The organism is Thermodesulfovibrio thiophilus DSM 17215, from assembly GCF_000423865.1.
Classification (GTDB): domain Bacteria; phylum Nitrospirota; class Thermodesulfovibrionia; order Thermodesulfovibrionales; family Thermodesulfovibrionaceae; genus Thermodesulfovibrio; species Thermodesulfovibrio thiophilus.
Genome location: NZ_AUIU01000014.1, coordinates 1 through 17,945 on the forward strand (window position 1 = coordinate 1; position 17,945 = coordinate 17,945).

Annotated in this window: 16 protein-coding genes and 1 pseudogene; 6 read left to right on the forward strand and 11 right to left on the reverse strand. The window is 31.6% G+C overall.

The genetic code is table 11. From position 1 onward, the window contains the following. On the forward strand, positions 1-742 hold a 742-nt coding region (locus G581_RS10750), incomplete at its 5' end, for an efflux RND transporter permease subunit (protein ID WP_038065280.1). 291 nt (positions 743-1,033) lie between these two features. Next, on the forward strand, positions 1,034-1,321 hold the full coding sequence (locus G581_RS10755) for a hypothetical protein (RefSeq protein WP_051178928.1): 288 nt from the start codon (positions 1,034-1,036) through the stop codon (positions 1,319-1,321). Positions 1,322-1,433: 112 nt separating this feature from the next. Here G581_RS10755 and G581_RS0105615 read toward each other — a convergent pair whose 3' ends face one another. Then, complete coding sequence (locus tag G581_RS0105615) at positions 1,434-1,937, reverse strand: hypothetical protein (RefSeq protein ID WP_028844982.1); 504 nt, start codon at positions 1,935-1,937, stop codon at positions 1,434-1,436. A gap of 186 nt (positions 1,938-2,123) precedes the next feature. Continuing rightward, a complete protein-coding gene (locus tag G581_RS10760) occupies positions 2,124-2,336 on the reverse strand; it encodes a hypothetical protein (protein ID WP_169368396.1) in 213 nt (70 codons plus the stop codon). Between the two features lie 248 nt (positions 2,337-2,584). On the opposite strand from G581_RS10760, the gene G581_RS10765 reads away from it, so the two are divergent. Further along, on the forward strand, positions 2,585-3,496 hold the full coding sequence (locus tag G581_RS10765) for a tetratricopeptide repeat protein (protein ID WP_051178931.1): 912 nt from the start codon (positions 2,585-2,587) through the stop codon (positions 3,494-3,496). Between the two features lie 70 nt (positions 3,497-3,566). On the opposite strand, the gene G581_RS0105625 is transcribed toward G581_RS10765, so the two are convergent. The 9 genes from G581_RS0105625 to tnpA are packed head-to-tail and all read right to left on the reverse strand — an operon-like array spanning position 3,567 to position 15,854. Then, positions 3,567-4,952 (reverse strand): sigma-54-dependent transcriptional regulator, encoded by a 1,386-nt coding sequence (locus G581_RS0105625; RefSeq protein ID WP_051178932.1) that lies wholly within the window; start codon positions 4,950-4,952, stop codon positions 3,567-3,569. Then, on the reverse strand, positions 4,949-6,556 hold the full coding sequence (locus G581_RS0105630; RefSeq protein ID WP_028844984.1) for an ATP-binding protein: 1,608 nt from the start codon (positions 6,554-6,556) through the stop codon (positions 4,949-4,951). Before G581_RS0105630 ends, G581_RS0105625 begins: the two co-directional genes overlap by 4 nt. Then, complete coding sequence (locus G581_RS0105635) at positions 6,519-8,165, reverse strand: PhnD/SsuA/transferrin family substrate-binding protein (protein ID WP_028844985.1); 1,647 nt, start codon at positions 8,163-8,165, stop codon at positions 6,519-6,521. The genes G581_RS0105630 and G581_RS0105635 overlap by 38 nt, the downstream gene beginning before the upstream one ends. Beyond that, positions 8,152-8,781: an MBL fold metallo-hydrolase gene (locus tag G581_RS0105640; RefSeq protein ID WP_028844986.1), complete on the reverse strand. Its 630-nt coding sequence runs from the start codon at positions 8,779-8,781 to the stop codon at positions 8,152-8,154. Before G581_RS0105640 ends, G581_RS0105635 begins: the two co-directional genes overlap by 14 nt. Continuing rightward, positions 8,778-10,334: a murein biosynthesis integral membrane protein MurJ gene (murJ, locus tag G581_RS0105645; RefSeq protein ID WP_028844987.1), complete on the reverse strand. Its 1,557-nt coding sequence runs from the start codon at positions 10,332-10,334 to the stop codon at positions 8,778-8,780. The genes G581_RS0105640 and murJ overlap by 4 nt, the downstream gene beginning before the upstream one ends. 3 nt (positions 10,335-10,337) lie before the next feature. After that, complete coding sequence (locus G581_RS0105650; RefSeq protein ID WP_028844988.1) at positions 10,338-11,051, reverse strand: tetratricopeptide repeat protein; 714 nt, start codon at positions 11,049-11,051, stop codon at positions 10,338-10,340. A gap of 15 nt (positions 11,052-11,066) precedes the next feature. Beyond that, positions 11,067-14,174, reverse strand: a complete 3,108-nt coding sequence (gene mfd, locus G581_RS11645; RefSeq protein ID WP_051178935.1) for a transcription-repair coupling factor — start codon at positions 14,172-14,174, stop codon at positions 11,067-11,069. A gap of 49 nt (positions 14,175-14,223) precedes the next feature. After that, positions 14,224-15,438, reverse strand: a complete 1,215-nt coding sequence (tnpB, locus tag G581_RS10775) for an IS200/IS605 family element RNA-guided endonuclease TnpB (protein WP_239639040.1) — start codon at positions 15,436-15,438, stop codon at positions 14,224-14,226. 14 nt (positions 15,439-15,452) lie between these two features. Further along, on the reverse strand, positions 15,453-15,854 hold the full coding sequence (tnpA, locus tag G581_RS0105665) for an IS200/IS605 family transposase (protein WP_028844989.1): 402 nt from the start codon (positions 15,852-15,854) through the stop codon (positions 15,453-15,455). 234 nt (positions 15,855-16,088) lie between these two features. Between tnpA and G581_RS0105670 the strand changes: the two genes are divergently transcribed. The 3 genes and pseudogenes from G581_RS0105670 to G581_RS11905 all read left to right on the forward strand — a co-directional run bounded on the left by G581_RS0105670 (position 16,089) and on the right by G581_RS11905 (position 17,935). After that, positions 16,089-16,790, forward strand: coding sequence for a tRNA1(Val) (adenine(37)-N6)-methyltransferase (locus G581_RS0105670; RefSeq protein WP_028844990.1), 702 nt, complete (start codon positions 16,089-16,091; stop codon positions 16,788-16,790). 678 nt (positions 16,791-17,468) lie between these two features. Beyond that, positions 17,469-17,603: pseudogene (locus tag G581_RS12430) on the forward strand (RRXRR domain-containing protein); the annotation flags it as partial. 56 nt (positions 17,604-17,659) lie between these two features. Next, positions 17,660-17,935, forward strand: coding sequence for an acetate uptake transporter (locus tag G581_RS11905; protein WP_083962637.1), 276 nt, complete (start codon positions 17,660-17,662; stop codon positions 17,933-17,935). Positions 17,936-17,945 lie beyond the last annotated feature (10 nt).

The window sequence follows — 17,945 nt, forward strand, 5'->3', positions numbered from 1 at the left end:
TGTTCGCAATAAGGATGGAAAGATGACACCGTTTTCATCTCTAGCCAGTGGGAAATGGATTTATGGATCACCGAGGCTTGAACGATATAATGCTTTTCCATCCATAAATATATGGGGTGAACCAGCTGAGGGAAGAAGTTCAGGTGAGGCAATGAAGGCAATGGAAGAGATTGTATCAAAGCTACCACAGGGGATAGGGTTTGACTGGACAGGGCTTTCCTATCAGGAAAGACTTGCAACAGGGCAGGCACCGTTACTTTATGGTTTTTCATTGTTTATGATATTTCTAGCACTTGCAGCTTTATATGAAAGCTGGACAATTCCTATTACGAATCTGATTTTGTTACCATTTGGCATATTTGGTACTGCAGTGGCAACGTGGTTACTTGGTTTTAAGAATGATGTTTACTTTCAGATAGGATTTCTTGTAACAATGGGACTGTCATCCAAGAATGCAATACTTATCATACAGTTTGCCCGTGACAAGATGCATCAGGGAGAAGATTTATACAAGGCTTCTGTTGAAGCAGCAAGTATAAGATACAGACCAGTTGTTATGACATCACTTGCTTTGATATTTGGAGTATTGCCACTTGCAATATCAAGGAGTGCAGGAGCAGGAGCAATGAATGCTATTGGAGTAGCGATTGAAGGTGGAGTTATTGCAGGAACATTTATTACAATATTCTTCGTACCGTTATTTTTTGTTAAAGTTTTAAAATTCTTTAAAGTGAAGAAGTGATATGAAAAAACTAATGATTAGTTAGCGAATGAATTTTAATGTCTTATAATTTTTCTTTATATTTTTCACGTTTTTAAATAAACACTACTTCTTTCAAGAAACGATCAATATGGAATAAGATATCAAGTTTTTGACAGAAGAATAATTAAGATCATTTGTCAATCTGAATTTTTGACCATACAACATCAGTATCAATTAATTTATGTTTATAATATATAATATAATATAATAAGAAAAGAACAGTTACGTAGAAAAAATTTTAAGGTTTTTTAATCAGTGAGGAGGTATAAGATGAAAAAATTAATAATTTTTCTGTGTTTAATTCTTTTTGCATCCTCTGTAATGGCATTTGATCGCGGTTACAACCCCAAACCCAAACCTATTGGCCCTTATAGGGACCACAGGAGTACTAACTACAGACATTATAAGGAAATGTTTAAAGATTCAAATAGAGATGGCGTTATGCGTAATTTTGATTATCACAATCGAAATTTATATATTCAGGGTCCTTATCAAAAAAATTATTATGGAGATGGCTTTTATAAACACAAAAAAATTTATAGATATTATGGACGGTAACATATTATAAATTTGCAATAACTGATTCTCTAATATAAAAACAGCACTTTTTATAAGAGCTTAATTCTGAATAAAACCGGTTATACAAATTAAGAACTTATTTAGAAAAGAGCTAGTTTTGACCTGGTAATCCATTAGTGTCAATCTGTTTTTGAACGTGTGGATTAAGTGTAACAAAAATCTCAACAGTATTATCCTTTTTCTTGTACACTGTTTGAACAGGTTCTAACACTCCATACACCCATGGAAAATATATCGATTTCAATTCATAGCCAATAATATTGTCTTCATCCTTGATTATTGAACATTTCATTGCACTTACAGAAAGAGAGTTCTTTAAAATTTCGTTTGCTGTCTGTAATGCTGATTTCTCATTTACATTTTTGATAATCATATATTTAAATTCAGGTGCGTATGGAATAATATCAATGTTATCATCAACTCTATCAAGAACTATAAATGTTTCAAGATCATGATCGTATGTATTTGAATAAATAATAAAATTGTAAATACCCTTTATATCCTGCTCATTGCATTTTTCTAGGGTGATGGCATATAAATTTAAAGGTAAAATTAATGCTATTAAAAAACATTTTATTACTCCAATGAGTCTCATAAGTTTATAATACTAAGATCTATGGCTTTAGTGCAAGCAAAGTTGTGCTCTATTTTAAGAGTTTTTTATCATAAAAACCTGTTTACGTACTCATATCCACATTGAGGACATCTAACTCTGCTTGTTGTAAGCCTCCATGTAGAATATAATATTCCAGGTAAAATAAAGCATATCCAGAGTAATAACTCAGCATCTGATGAACCCTTCATAGTTTTTTTTTGCAATACCTTTAAAATTGCAGTTTGGACAACGGATTGTATAACTTTCTTTTGAAATTAACCTGATAATAATAAATCCTCCAATCAGAATAAATAGAAAGGTTAACAGACTTCGATAAGCAACTGCTATTAAAACGATAACTAGAAGAACAAGAATTAATATTATACGCATATTATTCATTTCATTTATATTAAAAATTTTTCTTGCTTTTTTGGGTTTCTTTGATTTTTATCACTTCAAATATTTTGCTATATCTTATTATTAAGATGCCAATTTCATATCTTAACTCATTGTAAATAATGAACACAAATAAAAAGATATATTCCATATTATGGAGAGTTTCCAGTTATAAAGGCTGTAAAACAAAGAAGCAAAAAATAATGTTATAATTAAATATTGCATAATAACTGGGGAATCCTAAGTATGTGATGGCAAAATATGTTCAGATTTTTTTAACAGTTTTTATTGTCTTTTTACTTAAAGAAAATGTCTTTGCTGTTGATGAACTTCAGGAGTGCTTTAATTATCTTAATACACAGAACTATGAACAAGCTATTTCTGAAGGACAGAAAGCGGTAAAGCTTTATCCTGTAAACCATCTTGTGTATGTGTGTCTTGGAAGAGCTTATCTTTCTAGAGAAGAATTTAATCTAGCGATTGATAATTTAAAACAAGCAGAAAAATACGCTATATCATATTCTGATTTGATGTATATCTATAACTGGCTTGGGATTGCATATGACAATAAAGGTGCTGTTGAGCAAGCTCTTTCTTATTACAATAAATCGCTTTCCTTGGCCAGAAATCTTAAAGAAAGGGATATGGAAGCAGCAACAATTAATAATATTGCAGAGATTTTTCACAATAAAGGTGATTTTGAAAAAGCCCTGTCTTTCTATAAAGAATATTTAATTGTTATATCCAGTGAACGATATAAAGCTTTTGCTTATAATAACATTGCCTTGATTTATGCGGCTAAAGGTGATTTTAAAACCGCAATTGAATATCTTCAAAAATCTCTGGATATTTATGAAAAAAATAATGATTATCACGCTTATGCACATGTTGAGCTTAATATGGGTAATACTTACAGGAAATTGAAAGACTTTGATATTGCTCAAAAATATTTATTTGATGGACTGGAAAAAATTCAACAACTTGGAGATAAGGAATGGGAAGGTACCGCATATAAGTATATTGGATGGTTACACTTGGATCAAGGGAATAAAGAACTTTCTAAGGAATATTTCAACAAAGCTCTGGAAATTTTTAAATCAATAGGTGTACAAAAAGACATAGCAGATGTATCGATGGCTCTTTCTATAATTAATGCTAAATAATATTGAAATTAGTCATAAGATTAAATAAATTTAGACCAATGAGTCTTGACAGAGTGACAATACTCTATTTTTAAAGATTAGTTGTTCCAGGAGGATTGACTTCTTCTTCAGAAGAGGAGATTAGTCCAAGATGTTTCATTTTTGTACGAAGTTGTTTACGAGAAATTCCAAGAATTTCAGCAGCTTTTGTTTGGTTCCAGCCTGTTGAATTTAATGCTTTAAGAATAATTGATTTTTCAAGTTCAATGAGATTGAAACTATTTTCTGCAGGTATTGCCCATCCAGTTTTTTCCTGTATTCTTTTCGGTAAATACTTCATGGATATAATGCCAGATGCAGAAAGTACTATAGCTCTTTCAATAACATTAGCAAGCTCTCGAATATTACCTGGCCAATCATAAGATATCAAAGCATCCATAACTTCAGGCTCAAGCTGAGGAATTGGTTTATTGTTTTCTTTTGCAAACTTTTTAAGAAAATGATTAACCAGAAGTGGTATATCATCCTTTCTTTCTTTTAAGGATGGTAGATTTATTCTTACCACATTTAGTCTCCAGTATAGGTCTTCTCTGAATATATTTTCTTTCACATCTTTTTCGAGATTTCTGTTTGTGGCTGATATAATTCTTACATCAACTTTTATTCTTGAAGTTCCTCCTATCCGCTGAAATTCCTTTTCCTGAAGGAAGCGTAAAAATTTTTTTTGTAAAGAAATTGGTAACTCTCCAACTTCATCAAGAAAAACAGTTCCTCCATCCGCAAATTCCATCAAACCAATTTTTTTATCTGTGGCACCTGTAAATGCACCTTTTTCATGACCAAAAAGCTCACTTTCAATGAGATTTTCAGGAATTGTTGTACAATCAACAATTATAAAAGGTTTTGAACTCCTCGTAGATTTTCTGTGAATTGCTCTTGCTACAAGTTCCTTGCCTGTTCCGGTTTCTCCTGTTATAAGAACATTTGCATTGGTTTCTGAAACCATCTCCATAATGTAAAATATTTCTTCCATTGCTTTGCTTTTTCCTATAATTTCAGGAAAATTATGCTGCAATTGTGTGGATAAAACATCTTGCGAATAAAGAGAGTACTTATTTATAGCTTCATTTATAACATTAATTAAAAGTTCAGGATCAACAGGTTTTATTAAATAGTGATATGCTCCTAACTTCATTGCTTCAACTGCCTTTTCAATTGTTCCATAAGCAGTAAGCATTACTGTAGGGACTTTGATTCCTTCTTGCTTTAACCATTTGAGCATATCTATCCCATCCATACCCGGTAAACGATAATCAAGAATAATGCTATTTACCTCTGTTTTCTTCAGAAGAGATATGGCTTCTTCGGCAGTAGAAGCTGTTATGACATCAAATCCTGCTTTTTTAATGATAGCTGATAGAACTTTAAGCGCACTTACTTCATCATCTACATATAATATTTTTGCTATTTTATTCATAGTTTGATAGGTAATTCAATATTAAACTCTGTTCCCTGCCGATTTTTATTGTTCATAACAATACTTCCACCATGATCTTTTACGATTCTTTCAACACAGGCAAGTCCCAGTCCTGATCCAGTTGTTTTTGTGGTAAAAAATGGTTCAAATATTTTATTCACTAATTCTTCAGGGATTCCTGTGCCTGTATCTTTTATTGTTATTCTTACTAGTTTATCAATTTTTTCAGTAATTACTGAAATTGAATCTCCTTTCCCAGTAGCATCCATAGAATTTACTAATAGATTTAAGACAGCCTGTTTTAGTTGATGATGATCAAAATAAAACTGAGGAATGGATTTGTCGAAGTTTATATTGAGAAACTTACCATCTTCCTGAATTTCTGTTTGAACAAGTTTTATTACATCATATAAGGCATTATTAATATCTCCCCTTGTTAAATTCAAAGGAACAGGTCTTGCATAGGAAAGGAAACTACTGATAAGTTCATTGAGACGTTCTGCTTCTTTATCAATTATTGAGAGAAATTCTTTTAAAACCTCTCCTTTAAAATTTGTTTTAAGATAAGATGAAGCAGCTTTTATAGAATTTAAAGGGTTTTTGATTTCATGTGCAACAGTCATTGCCATTTCTGCCATAGCAGAGGATTTTTCCAGTTTTAGTTTTTCCTTTGTAGCTTTATCGAGTTCTTCAAAAGATTTTTTCAGTTTTAAAATCATTTCATTAAATGCTTCAATTAAATATCCAATTTCATCACCACAGGAAGTTTTATATACAAAACAGTTTTTACAATCTATATTATTAACATTTTTACAAGATTCTCTTGCTTCTTTTATGAACCAGCATCTTTCCTTACCATAAGCAAAACAGTCAGTTTTGTCACATTTCCAAATATCTTTACAAAGAACAATAGATTCGTTATGACAAAGTTCAAGTCTGTCTGTTTGAATATTCGACATTTTATCTTTAAGCTTTTGAAGAGGTTTTATTAATGTTTTTGAAAGTTTAAAAGATATAAATACAGTAAGTCCAAGTGTTAATATACTGAGTATAAAAATGTAATTTCTTAGGTTTTTAGTGGCTTCTGTGACATATTGATTTATTTTTTCCTCTGAAATCCCCACCCTTAAAACCCCAATAAATGTATCTCCAGCAAGAATCGGAATATTTAAATGTCTTACTTCACTGTTATCAATAGACTGCCACTTTCTAAAAATATCATCTGTTATTTTTATAAAACTACCGAGTTCTTTTTTATTACTATGGCCGATTATTCTTCCATTTTTATCTGTTATCATAATATAGTCTATACCTGGATTATTCATAACAAGTGTTATTTTTTCGTCAATTGCCAGAGGATCAAAAAATATAAGGTTATCTATAGCATCCTTTGATAAATTTTCTATCAACAGATTTATATTTTTATTAACTTGGGTTTTAAGGGATTTTTTTTGATAATTCAGTATAAGTAAATTAATAGCCACCATTAATATTAAAAAAAGAGTTAAAAAAGAAAAAAAGATTTTTTTCCCAATACTAAGTCTTTTAATTTTTTGTGATAACTCTCTAATCACTGAGTTTTTTAAGAGTTGTAATATCTTCATCTGTAGCTTCTTTAAAACTTTTAATTCTTGCTTTTTTTAATATGAACGGGTCGTCCAATTGTGTAAGTAATTTTTTAACTTTCATTGTTAAATCTGATGCATTATTATTTACAACTGCAAATGGCCAGTTTGGAAGATACTCTCCATAATCAAGAATTTTTATCTTTGATAGATCAACCTCATCTGACCATACGCTTAAGGCTGCTTCTCTTATAAAACCTGCTTCAGCTTCCTGCTTATAAACTCCAATTATTACTTTTTCCTGTCTCTTGGCATCTATAAGCTGAAAATCCTTGTTAATATTAAATCCTCTTTTTTCAAGGTAGATTTTCTGTGAAAGAAAACCACCAGCAGATGTAGGAGAAACTATCATAATTTTTTTGCCTTTAAGATCTTCTATTTTATGAATATTGTTATCTTTTTTTGTAATAATCACTCCTCTATATCTTTCCCCTCCGCAGATCCCTTCATCAGATGTACAATCCTCACCTGCAGTTATTGTAAGAACCTTAATAGGATATTGTTTTGAAACAATAGAAAAAACATACGGATTCTGATATGAAAAGTGAACTTTACCTTCACTGACAATTTTTATAAACTCTTCAAAGTTTTTTGGTATTACCAGCTTGAACTCATAGCCTGTTTTCTCTGAGAGGTATCTCATTAAAGGATCATATCGCTTATAGATTGTTAATGGACTGTAAAGTGGAAGTATGGCAACTTTTATTGTTTTTGGGCCATATTCAATATAATCTTTGCCTTTCAGATTTCTAATAAGTACTCTAATATAATCAAAATCTCTGTCTTCAGCCTGAACAAATTTTTCAACACCTATAGATATTAAAACTTGTTTATCTATCTGACCTAGAATAGTATTTTTGATTGTTTGAACTTCCTGTTGTTGAAAATTGTTAATATAGGCAATTAAAAATCTCGGAGTTGGTTCGGAGTATCTTATTATTTTAAGCCCATCTTTTAGGTATGTATTAGCTGTTATTTCACTCATGGCTCCTATATCATGTTCTCCGATAAGAACAGAAAGAGCTATTTTCTTCTCTTTTTGTAACATATCAACAGATTTAAAATCTTTAATAGAAATATCAACATCTCTTAACATTGAAAGAGGTATCAGATAACTGAATGAGGATTTTTCATCTCCTAATGCAAGTTTTTTGCCGAGAGAATCAAAAATTTTATCTATATTTTTACCCTGTTTGGTAACAAAAACACTTCGTATCTCTGCTATTTCTCCTTCTGGTTTTAGGAGAGGAAAAATTTGCTTCTTCATAGACCATTTAAGCTCGCAATATGTGGCTGGATCAATAATAAGTAGATTAACTTTGTTTTCTCTGATTTTATTCTCTAAATCTTTAAAATCTTTTGCAATCTCAATTAATACTGGTCTTTTGATGCTCTGTGATATAAATTTTTTAAGTGGATAAAGTTTTTCATAAATTACTTTAGGAGACTCCTCAGCAAGTATGCCGATTATAATAGGTTTTCCACTAATTTCTTCAAGCTTGTTTTTAATGTTCTCATTTTGTGAATTTTTATCGCAAGACAAAAGCAGAATACAAATTATAAAAATAAATATTTTATACAACTTCATGATAAAAAGGATTTGTTTTGATTTCAATCTCCAATTTTGTTTTAGGTCCGTGCCCTGGAAACACAACAGTTTCTCCTGGTAAAGAAGATATTTTTTTTAGTGAATCGAGCAATTCTTTCATACTTCCTCCTAATATATCTGTTCTTCCCACTGAACCTGCAAAAAGTGTATCTCCGGTAAATAAATTTCCATTCATATAAATACAGATACTTCCCGGAGAATGCCCTGGAGTATGAATAATCTGTAATATTGCATCATTAAATTTTATATTTTCGCCATCTTGAATAAGCCTATCAGGTTCTGGCTGAGGGTCAATGGCAATGCCGAAAAATTGAACTGCCACTTCAGGAGATTTTCTATATATTTCAAGGTCTTTTTCATGTAAAAGGATTAAAGCGCCTGTTTCTTCTTTTATTTCTTTTACAGCACCAATATGGTCAAAATGACCATGTGTGCAGATGATATATTTAACATTTAAATCATTTTCTTTTAAAAAATCTAGCATTAAATCTGGCTCATCTCCAGGGTCTATTATTATTGCCTGCTTTGCATTTTCATCATATATGGCATAGCAATTTTCAAATAAAGGACCCACTTCAAATTTTTTTATATTCATTTTTCTCTCCTTCTCTTTTTTAAAATATAACCCAGTTCTTCATGTTTCATCAAATAGCAAAGAAGAAGATATAAGAATATCGCTATTATGATAACAGTACCAAGATAGAAAAATTTTAATAGCATTTTCTCACCGTGAGACCAGATGTCAGGGTTCAACTGACATATTAATTTAGCGATGCCTATGCTTATAAGTGATGCAATAGTGCTTTTCATAAAAGATGGAATAATGGAGGAAAATGAAATTTCCGGGACCTGTTTCTTCAAAAAACTTCCAAGCATTAAAAGCTGGGTAGTTGCAGCAAGAGAATAGGCAAGGGCTAATCCATTATGCTTCATTGATTGCATTAATAAAATTGAAAAAATAATATTTATAACCATACCAGAAATAGCACAGATTACAGGAGTTTTTGTGTCCTGTAGAGAATAAAAAGTTGCAGTGATTATTTTTGAACCCACAGTACCAAGAATTCCTATACTGTAAAACAGTAATGCTGAAGATGTTTTAACAGTAGCAGTTAGATCAAAAGCTCCTCTTTGAAATAATGTATTTACAATGGGTTCTTTAAGCATCATCAATCCAATAGTTGAAGGAATAGTAAGAAACAATAGAAATTTCAAAGAAAATATAAAATCGTTTGTGAGCAAATCCCGTTTACCTTCTGCTATATGTTGAGAAAGAGCAGGAAGAACTGCCATGCCAATAGCAACTCCAAAAATTCCTATTGGTAGCTGTATAAGTCTCATGGAGTAGTAAAGATATGTGACACTGCCTTCAGGAAGAAAACTTGCGATAATTGTACTGACAAAGATGTTTATTTGATTGACTGCCATGGCTATAGTGGTTGGAATAACAAGAATAACAATCTTTTTCATTGCGGGATGAAACAAAGCAAAACCAAGTTTGAAATTATTCTTATAAAATGAAGGTAGCTGGACAATCCACTGAAAAATTCCACCACAGGTAACACCAACTGCAACTGAGACTATAGGATTAAAAAAAAATGAACTAAAACCAACAACAAAAACAATTATGGTAATGTTTAAAAAACATGGTGCAAGGGCAGGTACAAAGAATATATTCTGTGTATTAAGTGTACCCATTGTGAGTGCTGCAAAACTTACAAACAGTAAAAATGGAAACATTATTTTTGTAAGTAAAACTGTAAGTTCAAATTTTTGATAATTTTCAATAAACCCTGGTGCAATTACTTTCACAATAAGAGGACTGAAAATGATTCCTAACATGGTTATTCCACCTACAACAATCATGATAAAGGTGAACAGGCTTTTTACAATTTTCTTAGATTCTTCAGCACTTTCCTTAATTTGATATTCTTTTAAAACAGGAATAACAGCTGATGACATAGAGCCTTCAGCAAAAAGTTCTCTCAATAGATTCGGTATACGAAAAGCAACAAAGAAAACATCACTGATTCCTGTGGCTCCAAAGTATTTTGCGAGAATCATATCCTTAATATAACCAAGGATTCTGCTTAGAGAAGTTGCTAAAGAGATTGCTCCAGCAGCTTTTACAATGGTGCCTTTTGCCATTTTTTAGTATTTTAGTATTTCAATAAGGTCGAGGATATCCTCTTTTGACATATTTGCATCACCTGTTTTGAGATCAGCTTCGAGATTTTTTATAAATTTTGCTGTATCTCCTTTTAATGATGGATCAACTTTAATGGCATTATGCAGTGTTTTGGCTGCTTCTGAATATGCATTAAGTTTTTGATATGTAAGAGCCATATATAGATGAGCTGGAATTAAAAGAAAATTTCGTTTTATTGCTTTATCAAACGATTGTTTTGCATCTTCATATTGACCGAGTCTGTAAAAAGACAATCCTTTTCCAAAATATGCCTTGTCTTGAGTAACAAAAACCGGATTACTTAATGCTTTATTGAAAGCATCAATCGCTTCCTTGTGATTATTTAGTTTTTGATAGCATATACCAAGATTAAACCATGCATCAGCATAGTTGGGATCTATTGATAAAGTTCTTAAAAATAAGTCTCTTGCCATCTCATATTCCTGAAACTCCATATGAACAAGTGCCAGTCCATGAAGAGCATCTTTGTTATTTTGATCAACCTCTATAGCTTTGTGGAATTCAGAATACGCATTTTGATATTTTTTTTCAATATAGTATGCAAATCCCATCTCTTTATGAAAATCGGATTCATTCATTTTTCTTACCGTTTCTTCAGGTGTACAGGCAATAACAGTTAAGAGCAGTAATAATAAGATAAAACTTTTAATCTTCATAATTTTAATAGTATATCATTTTTGATCTTCTAACTTTGCAACTATTCGTTTAATCAATAAAATTAATTCATCAAAATCATGAGCAGAAATTTCAAAACCATCTTCATAAAATTTCAACTTTTTTATAATATCTTTCTTTTTAAATCCTGTCAAAATATTTATTAATTGTGGAACAAAATTATTATCAAGATTTTCTTCCATTGTAAATCTGAATGTTTCTTTTTTCTGTTTAATCTGTAAAGCCTTAATTTTTGAAGCAAGTATCCTTACACGTGTAATTTTAAATAGATTTTCAACTTCCTCAGGAAGCCTTCCAAATCTATCAAAAAGTTCTGAATAAGTTCTGTCTATATCAGATTCTTCAGAAATCTGACTCAGTTTTCTATATATTCTTATCCGCATAGAAGTTTCTTTTATATATTCTTCTGGTATAAATGCCTGAACTGAAAATTTAATTTCAGGAAGTTTAATAGAAGGCAAGGCTTCGCCTTTTAGCTCTTTCACAGCTTCATTAAGCATTTCTATGTAGAGGTCAAATCCCAATCTGTTTATTCCAGATTGTTCAACACCAAGAAGCTCTCCAGCTCCTCTTATTTCTAAGTCTTTTAAAGCAATGTGAAATCCTGCTCCAAGATAACTCATTTCCTGAATAGCTTTCATCCTTTTTTTTGTATTTTCAGTGAGCTCTTCTTCTCCGGGAATTATCAGATATGCATGAGCCTGTCTTGATGACCTCCCAACTCTTCCTCTTATTTGATAGAGATCACTCAATCCAAACATATGAGCCTGATCAATTATAATTGTGTTTACATTAGATATGTCTATACCTGCAGCTATAATAGAAGTACATAATAAGACATCAATTTTCCCATCAATAAAATCAAGCATTACCTTATCGAGCACTTTCTCTTTCATTTTTCCATGCGCAATTGCAATACGAGCAGAAGGAACAAGTTGTTGGAGTTTAGAATGGACCAATTCTATGTCATGTATTCGGTTGTGAAGAAAGTATACCTGGCCACCTCTCTGGAGTTCTCTTTCAATAGCCTGTTTAATTATAGCTTCATTTTTTTGAATAATAAATGTTTTAATTGCAAGTCTTTCCCTTGGTGGAGTCTGTATAGTAAAGATATCCCATAATCCGCTTAAGCCTATCTGAAGTGTTCTTGGAATAGGTGTAGCAGTTATTGTAAGGAGATCAACTTTTGGATATTTTTCTTTTATTTTTTCTTTATGAATTACACCGAATTTCTGTTCCTCATCAATAATTAAAAGTCCAAGATCGAAAAATTCAACCTCTTTTAAAATAAGCATATGCGTTCCTATAAGAATATCAACCTTTCCCAGTTTTGTATCTTCGATAATTTTTTTTATCTCTTTTTCAGAGCGAAATCTACTCAAATATTCTATTCTTACAGGGAATGCTTCAAATCTTTTTTTAAATACTCTGTAATGCTGTTCGCACAAAAGGGTTGTTGGAACAAGTATGGCAACCTGTTTACCATCATAAACCGTTCTGAATGCTGTTCTCATTGCAACTTCTGTTTTACCATATCCTGCATCTCCACAGAGAAGAACTTCCATAGGATAAGAGTTTCTCATTTTCTTCAGAATTTCTTCAATCGCTTTCTGCTGGTCCTCAGTTTCCTCATATGGGAAGAATTCATCGAAATTTTTATGCACATCAGTATCTTCAGTATAAACAAAATCTCGGGGAGTTTTTCTTTGAGCATAAAGCGTTATAAGTTTATCCGCAATATCGTGTATTTTTTTTCTTTCTCTTTCCTTTGTTTTCTGCCAACGATTATTGCCTAATTTATCTATAGGAGGAATAAAACCTTCTTTTGCAGAATATCTGTAAATCTTTTCAATTCCCCATATCGGAAGATAAAGGATATCGTTGTCCTTGTATTCAAGAACAAGTACATCTTCTTCAGTACCCTCATATTTCTGCCTTCTTATTCCACGAAAAATTCCTATTCCATGGTCTTTATGAACTACATAATCACCTTCATTTATCTCAAGTCCGTCAACCGGGATTTTCTGGACAGCTGTTTTTTTCTTTTTAAATGGTTTTTCAGCGAATAATTCAAAGTCTGTGAGTATAATCAGGTTTTCTCTGTACAATCCTTCCTGAAGATCAGATATTGTGATCACATATTTACCAGAATATATTCCGATATCAGTTTTATTAATTATTGGAGCAATAATGTCATGAGAAAAAAGAGCTTCCTTTATTGTTTCAGCTTTTCCTCGAGAACTAACAGAAAAGATTATCGGAATGTCTAATTTTTTTAAATTTCTGGGAAAATCAAAAATGGTTTTTCTTTCATTTGGTAAAATTCCCATTCCATACAACGTTTTATCTCCTGTATCGACTGCCTGATTAGAGAACTGAAAAGGTAAATGAGATAATTTTTTAACAATAAATTTTTCGTTTTCAAAATTCTTGTCAGTTGTGAAAACTATATCGAAGTTGAGTAAATCAAGTAAATCAGTGGTCGGTTCTTTTTCTGAGGCGGGTATTATCCATATATCATTTATATCCTTAAATGAACGTTGAGTATCAGGATAAAAAAGTTTTATTCCCTCTATTTCATCTCCAAAAAACTCAACTCTGGCAGGATATTCTTCACCAAGTCCCCATATATCAAAGACCCATCCATGATGAGAAAATTCTCCTTCCTGAGCAACCATTTCAACTTCATTGTATCCTGAACTTAGAAGTCGGTTTTTAAGAATTTCTCTCTCTACAATGTTTCCTTTTTTCAGGTTTAAAAAGATACATTTTGTATCAGGAGATATTCTGGCTGCTTCATATGTTGTGATTATTTTTTTATTTTCACTGTGAAGAATTTTAAAGATAGCAACCATTCTTTCTGTTTCATTCGAGGGTAAAAAGACTATGTTATCAGGTAAATTAAAAAATTCTAAAAAATTTTTTAAACTTATATAAAGTTTGTATGCCTGGTCTTCATTTTCTTCAAATACAATAAATTTATTTTGTTGGTGCGACAAAAAAAGAGCAAACGATGTTATTGAGAGATTATAAAATTCATTACTTGAATCGATAAGAAAAGAAAGTTCTTCAATCTCTTTTTTCAGAGCTTTCTTAATACTCATTTATTATTTTATCACATGTTTTTTGTCAGAAAACGTGAACCTCCCACGACTAAAGTCGTAGGCTTCTAACCTCACGATTAGAATTTCCTGCTTCGTCGTCCTCGTAACCTACTAACTCCACAGGCGTCTTAATTCCGGTAGTTCCTACCGTACTTTGTACCATGTTTAATTCTCTTAATCCTTGATTAAGTATATTTTTAGCAGCGTTTTCATCTCTTTGATGAATAGTACCACAATTACTGCAAACCCATTCTCTTATTGACAATAATTTTACATCTTTGTTTATATGCCCACATTCGGAACATGTTTGAGATGAAGCAAACCATCTGCTAATCTTATGATACGTCCTTCCATACCACATTGCTTTATATTCCAGTTGCCTGCAAAATTCACTCCATGCTACATCTGATATTCTTTTAGCAATGTGAGGATTTTTTATCATACCACTTACATTTAAATCTTCGCTGATTATTACTTGATTTTTGTTAATAATCTTTGAAGATAACTTATGCTGAAAATCCTTTCTGATATTGCTTATTTTTTCATACAACCTTGCTATTTTAATTCTTTGCTTGTTCCAGTTTTTACCTCCTTTTTTCTTTTTAGCGATTTGCCTTTGTAGTTTTGCTAATTTGTTTTCATATTTTGAAATTGCTTTAGGATCTTCTATGTGGTTACCATGAGTATCTATTAGAAATTCTTTTAACCCTAAATCAAAAGCATATACATTATTATTTTGTGGTAATTGTTTTATTTCTGTATCAACTAATATAGATACAAAATATTTCCCGCTTGGTACTTGACTTATTGTAGCTGATTTTATTTTCCCATTAAACTTCCTGTGTATCTTACATTTTACCCATTTAAGTTTCGGAAGTTTTATTTTATTATTATCAAAGTCTACTTCTATATTTCCATTGGTAAAATTAGTTGTATAACTATATCTATATGATTTTTTGCGTTTAAAATCAGGAAATCCAGAATGTTCTTTAAAAAACTTTTGAAAAGCATTATCCAGATCATAAATAGCATTAGTTAAGGCAAATTTATCTACTTCTTTAAGCCATACAAATTCGTTTTTTAGTTCTTTATTACAATGATTATTACAATCTATCTTAGACATGAATTTTTGTTTTGTTTTATATAATTCTATCCTTTTAGCAAGATAATAATTATACACAAACCTGACACAACCAAAAGTTTTAGATAATTGTATTTTTTGTTCTTCGTCAGGATATAAACGATATTTGTATGCTTTTAACATATGGATATATTTACCTACCTTTCTTTTTGAGAATTAATATAGTTTCTTATTTGTTCTTCAGTATTGTCACTAACAGTTGCTACGAAATAAGATGGATTCCATAAATGTCCGCCCCAGAGTTGTTTCTTTAATTCCGGGTATTGTTTAAACAATAACCTTGCACTTACACCTTTTAATGCCTTAATAATATCTGGTATATAGTGCTGTGGATTACATTCTATAAGTAAATGTATATGGTCTAAATCTCCATTGATTTCTTGTATAACAAACCCATTTTCTGTAGAAATTTTATATAGCAATTCTACTAAAGTTTGTTCTATTTTATCACTTAATATCTTGTGCCTGTATTTTGTACACCACACTATATGATATTGAATAGAATAGACATAACCACGTCCATAATGTACTTGTGCCATGTGTTACCTCCTACTTATAGGAGTAACATATGTATAAGTAAAAATCAAGTATTTATATAAGTATAAGGCTATACTATAATTAACATAGGCTATAGCATCCTTACTCATGACTGAAGTCACGAGAATGTGGATGCTAAATTATTCAAATAGAAACAGCCTTAAAAATATTTGTACAGAGTATAGTAAAATACTATTTTTAAGACAGTGTTCTGACAACGAAGAGGAGAATTATTCATGGATTATACAGTTGATTCAATAGGAAGTCTTAAAATTTGTCAACCAATAGAAGGCTACAGATTCAGTATTGATGCTTTGATTCTTGCTCACTTTATTAATTTGAAAAGATTTAGTAAAGCCCTGGATATTGGTGCAGGAACAGGAATTATTGGAATCATTCTTGCAAAAAGCTATCCAGAAGCAAATATCACTTTAATTGAAATTCAGTCAGAACTTGCAGAACTTGCAAAAAATAATGTGAAACTCAATAATCTTGATAGTCGTTCAAGAGTTATATGTATGGATGCAAAAGAGTTTAATGAGACAGATTTTGACATTGTAGTGTCAAATCCTCCTTTTCGAATCCCAGGGACAGGGAAACTAAGCCCACATGAAAAGAGAGCATTAGCAAGGCATGAAATTAGTCTTACTGTGTTAGATATTACAAAAATTGCACAGAAAGTTTTAAGACATAGAGGACGCCTATATATGATTCATCTTCCTGAAAGATTGATAGATATCATCAGGATAATGAGTAAACACAACCTTGAGATTAAAAGAATTCGTTTTGTTCACTCAAAAGAAGGTACAGCAGCAAAGATGGTTTTGATTGAAGCGGTAAAAGGGGGCAGGGTGACATTGAAGGTTGAACCTCCGCTTTTTATTTACGATGAAAAAGGAAATTATACAGAAGAAATACAGAAAATATATATGTTTTAACGTAGTAGTAAAGACATTACATATACGGGTGAGTTCAGAGAAAGTAGTTTTCTGTTTTAGTTTTGCGCAAAGACAATCTGGCAAAATTAGAAATCAAGAGAGGATTAATAATAACGGTATTAATACCTTTAATAACATATTCAGGGTTGGTTGGCTAATTGTGGAATTGCAACAATTTTTTCCACACAAAGTTAAGCACATTTGAAATAACCTCTATAATATCTTTCTAAATATTCTTTTGGGCTATTATATCCAGGAGCAGAATGAAGCCTCTTAGAGATAATAAAAACATTCTATATATTCAAAGATCTCCATTCTGGCATCTACTCTTGATTTATAACCACTTTTAGTATCTGGCACATTTTTTCAAAAGAATATTTATTTTTATAATATTTCATGAAATTATATTTCTCCGTGGATTTTGTGAAAAAATGGCCAAAGCTTTTTTTAATATGTCTCGCTCCTCCATTTGCATAATAAATGGTATGAAACTCCTAAATCTGTAGAATCTAAAGTATGTTCTACTGCTTCAATTTTAAATTGTTTTGTGTAAACTCTTCTTTTAATCATTTTTATTCACATCTCTACTTATTTTTATAGTTGCCTTATCTTTTTGTCTACTAAATTGTAGCAAGTTCAGTAGCAAGTTCACTCTTCGGAGAGAGAAAGGAGGGCTATATGTTAGCCTATGTAATTAACAGACATGGCAAACCTCTTATGCCGTGTCACCCTGCAAAAGCAAGGTTATTACTTAAGCAGGGCAAAGCAAAAGTTATCAAGAGAACCCCTTTTACCATTCAACTTATCTATGGGCTGTTCTGGTGTAGCTTGGTATTTATTTTGGCTTACCGGGTACTCCAGCGGCATATATGGGCTGGTATTTCTTTATGTGGGGACTTTTTACCTTTTTTATGTGGTTCGGAACTTTTGGAAAGAACCGGGCGATCCAATTTGTATTCTTGAGCCTGACGATCTTGTTCTGGCTTCTGGCCATCCGGGATTGGACGGGGGGTTCCGGTATCGGGGTACTCGCCGGTTGGGAAGGCATTATCTGCGGACTTTCGGCGTGCTATCTGGCCATGGCGGAAGTGTTGAATGAGTCCCACGGTAGGATTGTGTTACCCATCGGCGAGATAAAAAAATAATCCACGTTTC

Excerpts from the sequence above, each read along its gene's own strand:
- mfd (WP_051178935.1), bottom strand. The coding sequence starts at position 14,174 with ATGAGTATTAAGAAAGCTCTGAAAAAAGAGATTGAAGAACTTTCTTTT.
- G581_RS0105635 (WP_028844985.1), bottom strand. The coding sequence starts at position 8,165 with ATGAAGTTGTATAAAATATTTATTTTTATAATTTGTATTCTGCTTTTG.
- G581_RS10760 (WP_169368396.1), bottom strand. The coding sequence starts at position 2,336 with ATGAATAATATGCGTATAATATTAATTCTTGTTCTTCTAGTTATCGTT.
- G581_RS0105640 (WP_028844986.1), bottom strand. The coding sequence starts at position 8,781 with ATGAATATAAAAAAATTTGAAGTGGGTCCTTTATTTGAAAATTGCTAT.
- G581_RS0105615 (WP_028844982.1), bottom strand. The coding sequence starts at position 1,937 with ATGAGACTCATTGGAGTAATAAAATGTTTTTTAATAGCATTAATTTTA.
- G581_RS10755 (WP_051178928.1), top strand. The coding sequence starts at position 1,034 with ATGAAAAAATTAATAATTTTTCTGTGTTTAATTCTTTTTGCATCCTCT.
- G581_RS0105670 (WP_028844990.1), top strand. The coding sequence starts at position 16,089 with ATGGATTATACAGTTGATTCAATAGGAAGTCTTAAAATTTGTCAACCA.
- G581_RS0105625 (WP_051178932.1), bottom strand. The coding sequence starts at position 4,952 with ATGAATAAAATAGCAAAAATATTATATGTAGATGATGAAGTAAGTGCG.
- tnpB (WP_239639040.1), bottom strand. The coding sequence starts at position 15,438 with ATGTTAAAAGCATACAAATATCGTTTATATCCTGACGAAGAACAAAAA.
- G581_RS11905 (WP_083962637.1), top strand. The coding sequence starts at position 17,660 with ATGGGCTGGTATTTCTTTATGTGGGGACTTTTTACCTTTTTTATGTGG.
- G581_RS0105630 (WP_028844984.1), bottom strand. The coding sequence starts at position 6,556 with ATGAAGATATTACAACTCTTAAAAAACTCAGTGATTAGAGAGTTATCA.
- G581_RS0105650 (WP_028844988.1), bottom strand. The coding sequence starts at position 11,051 with ATGAAGATTAAAAGTTTTATCTTATTATTACTGCTCTTAACTGTTATT.
- G581_RS10765 (WP_051178931.1), top strand. The coding sequence starts at position 2,585 with ATGGCAAAATATGTTCAGATTTTTTTAACAGTTTTTATTGTCTTTTTA.
- murJ (WP_028844987.1), bottom strand. The coding sequence starts at position 10,334 with ATGGCAAAAGGCACCATTGTAAAAGCTGCTGGAGCAATCTCTTTAGCA.
- tnpA (WP_028844989.1), bottom strand. The coding sequence starts at position 15,854 with ATGGCACAAGTACATTATGGACGTGGTTATGTCTATTCTATTCAATAT.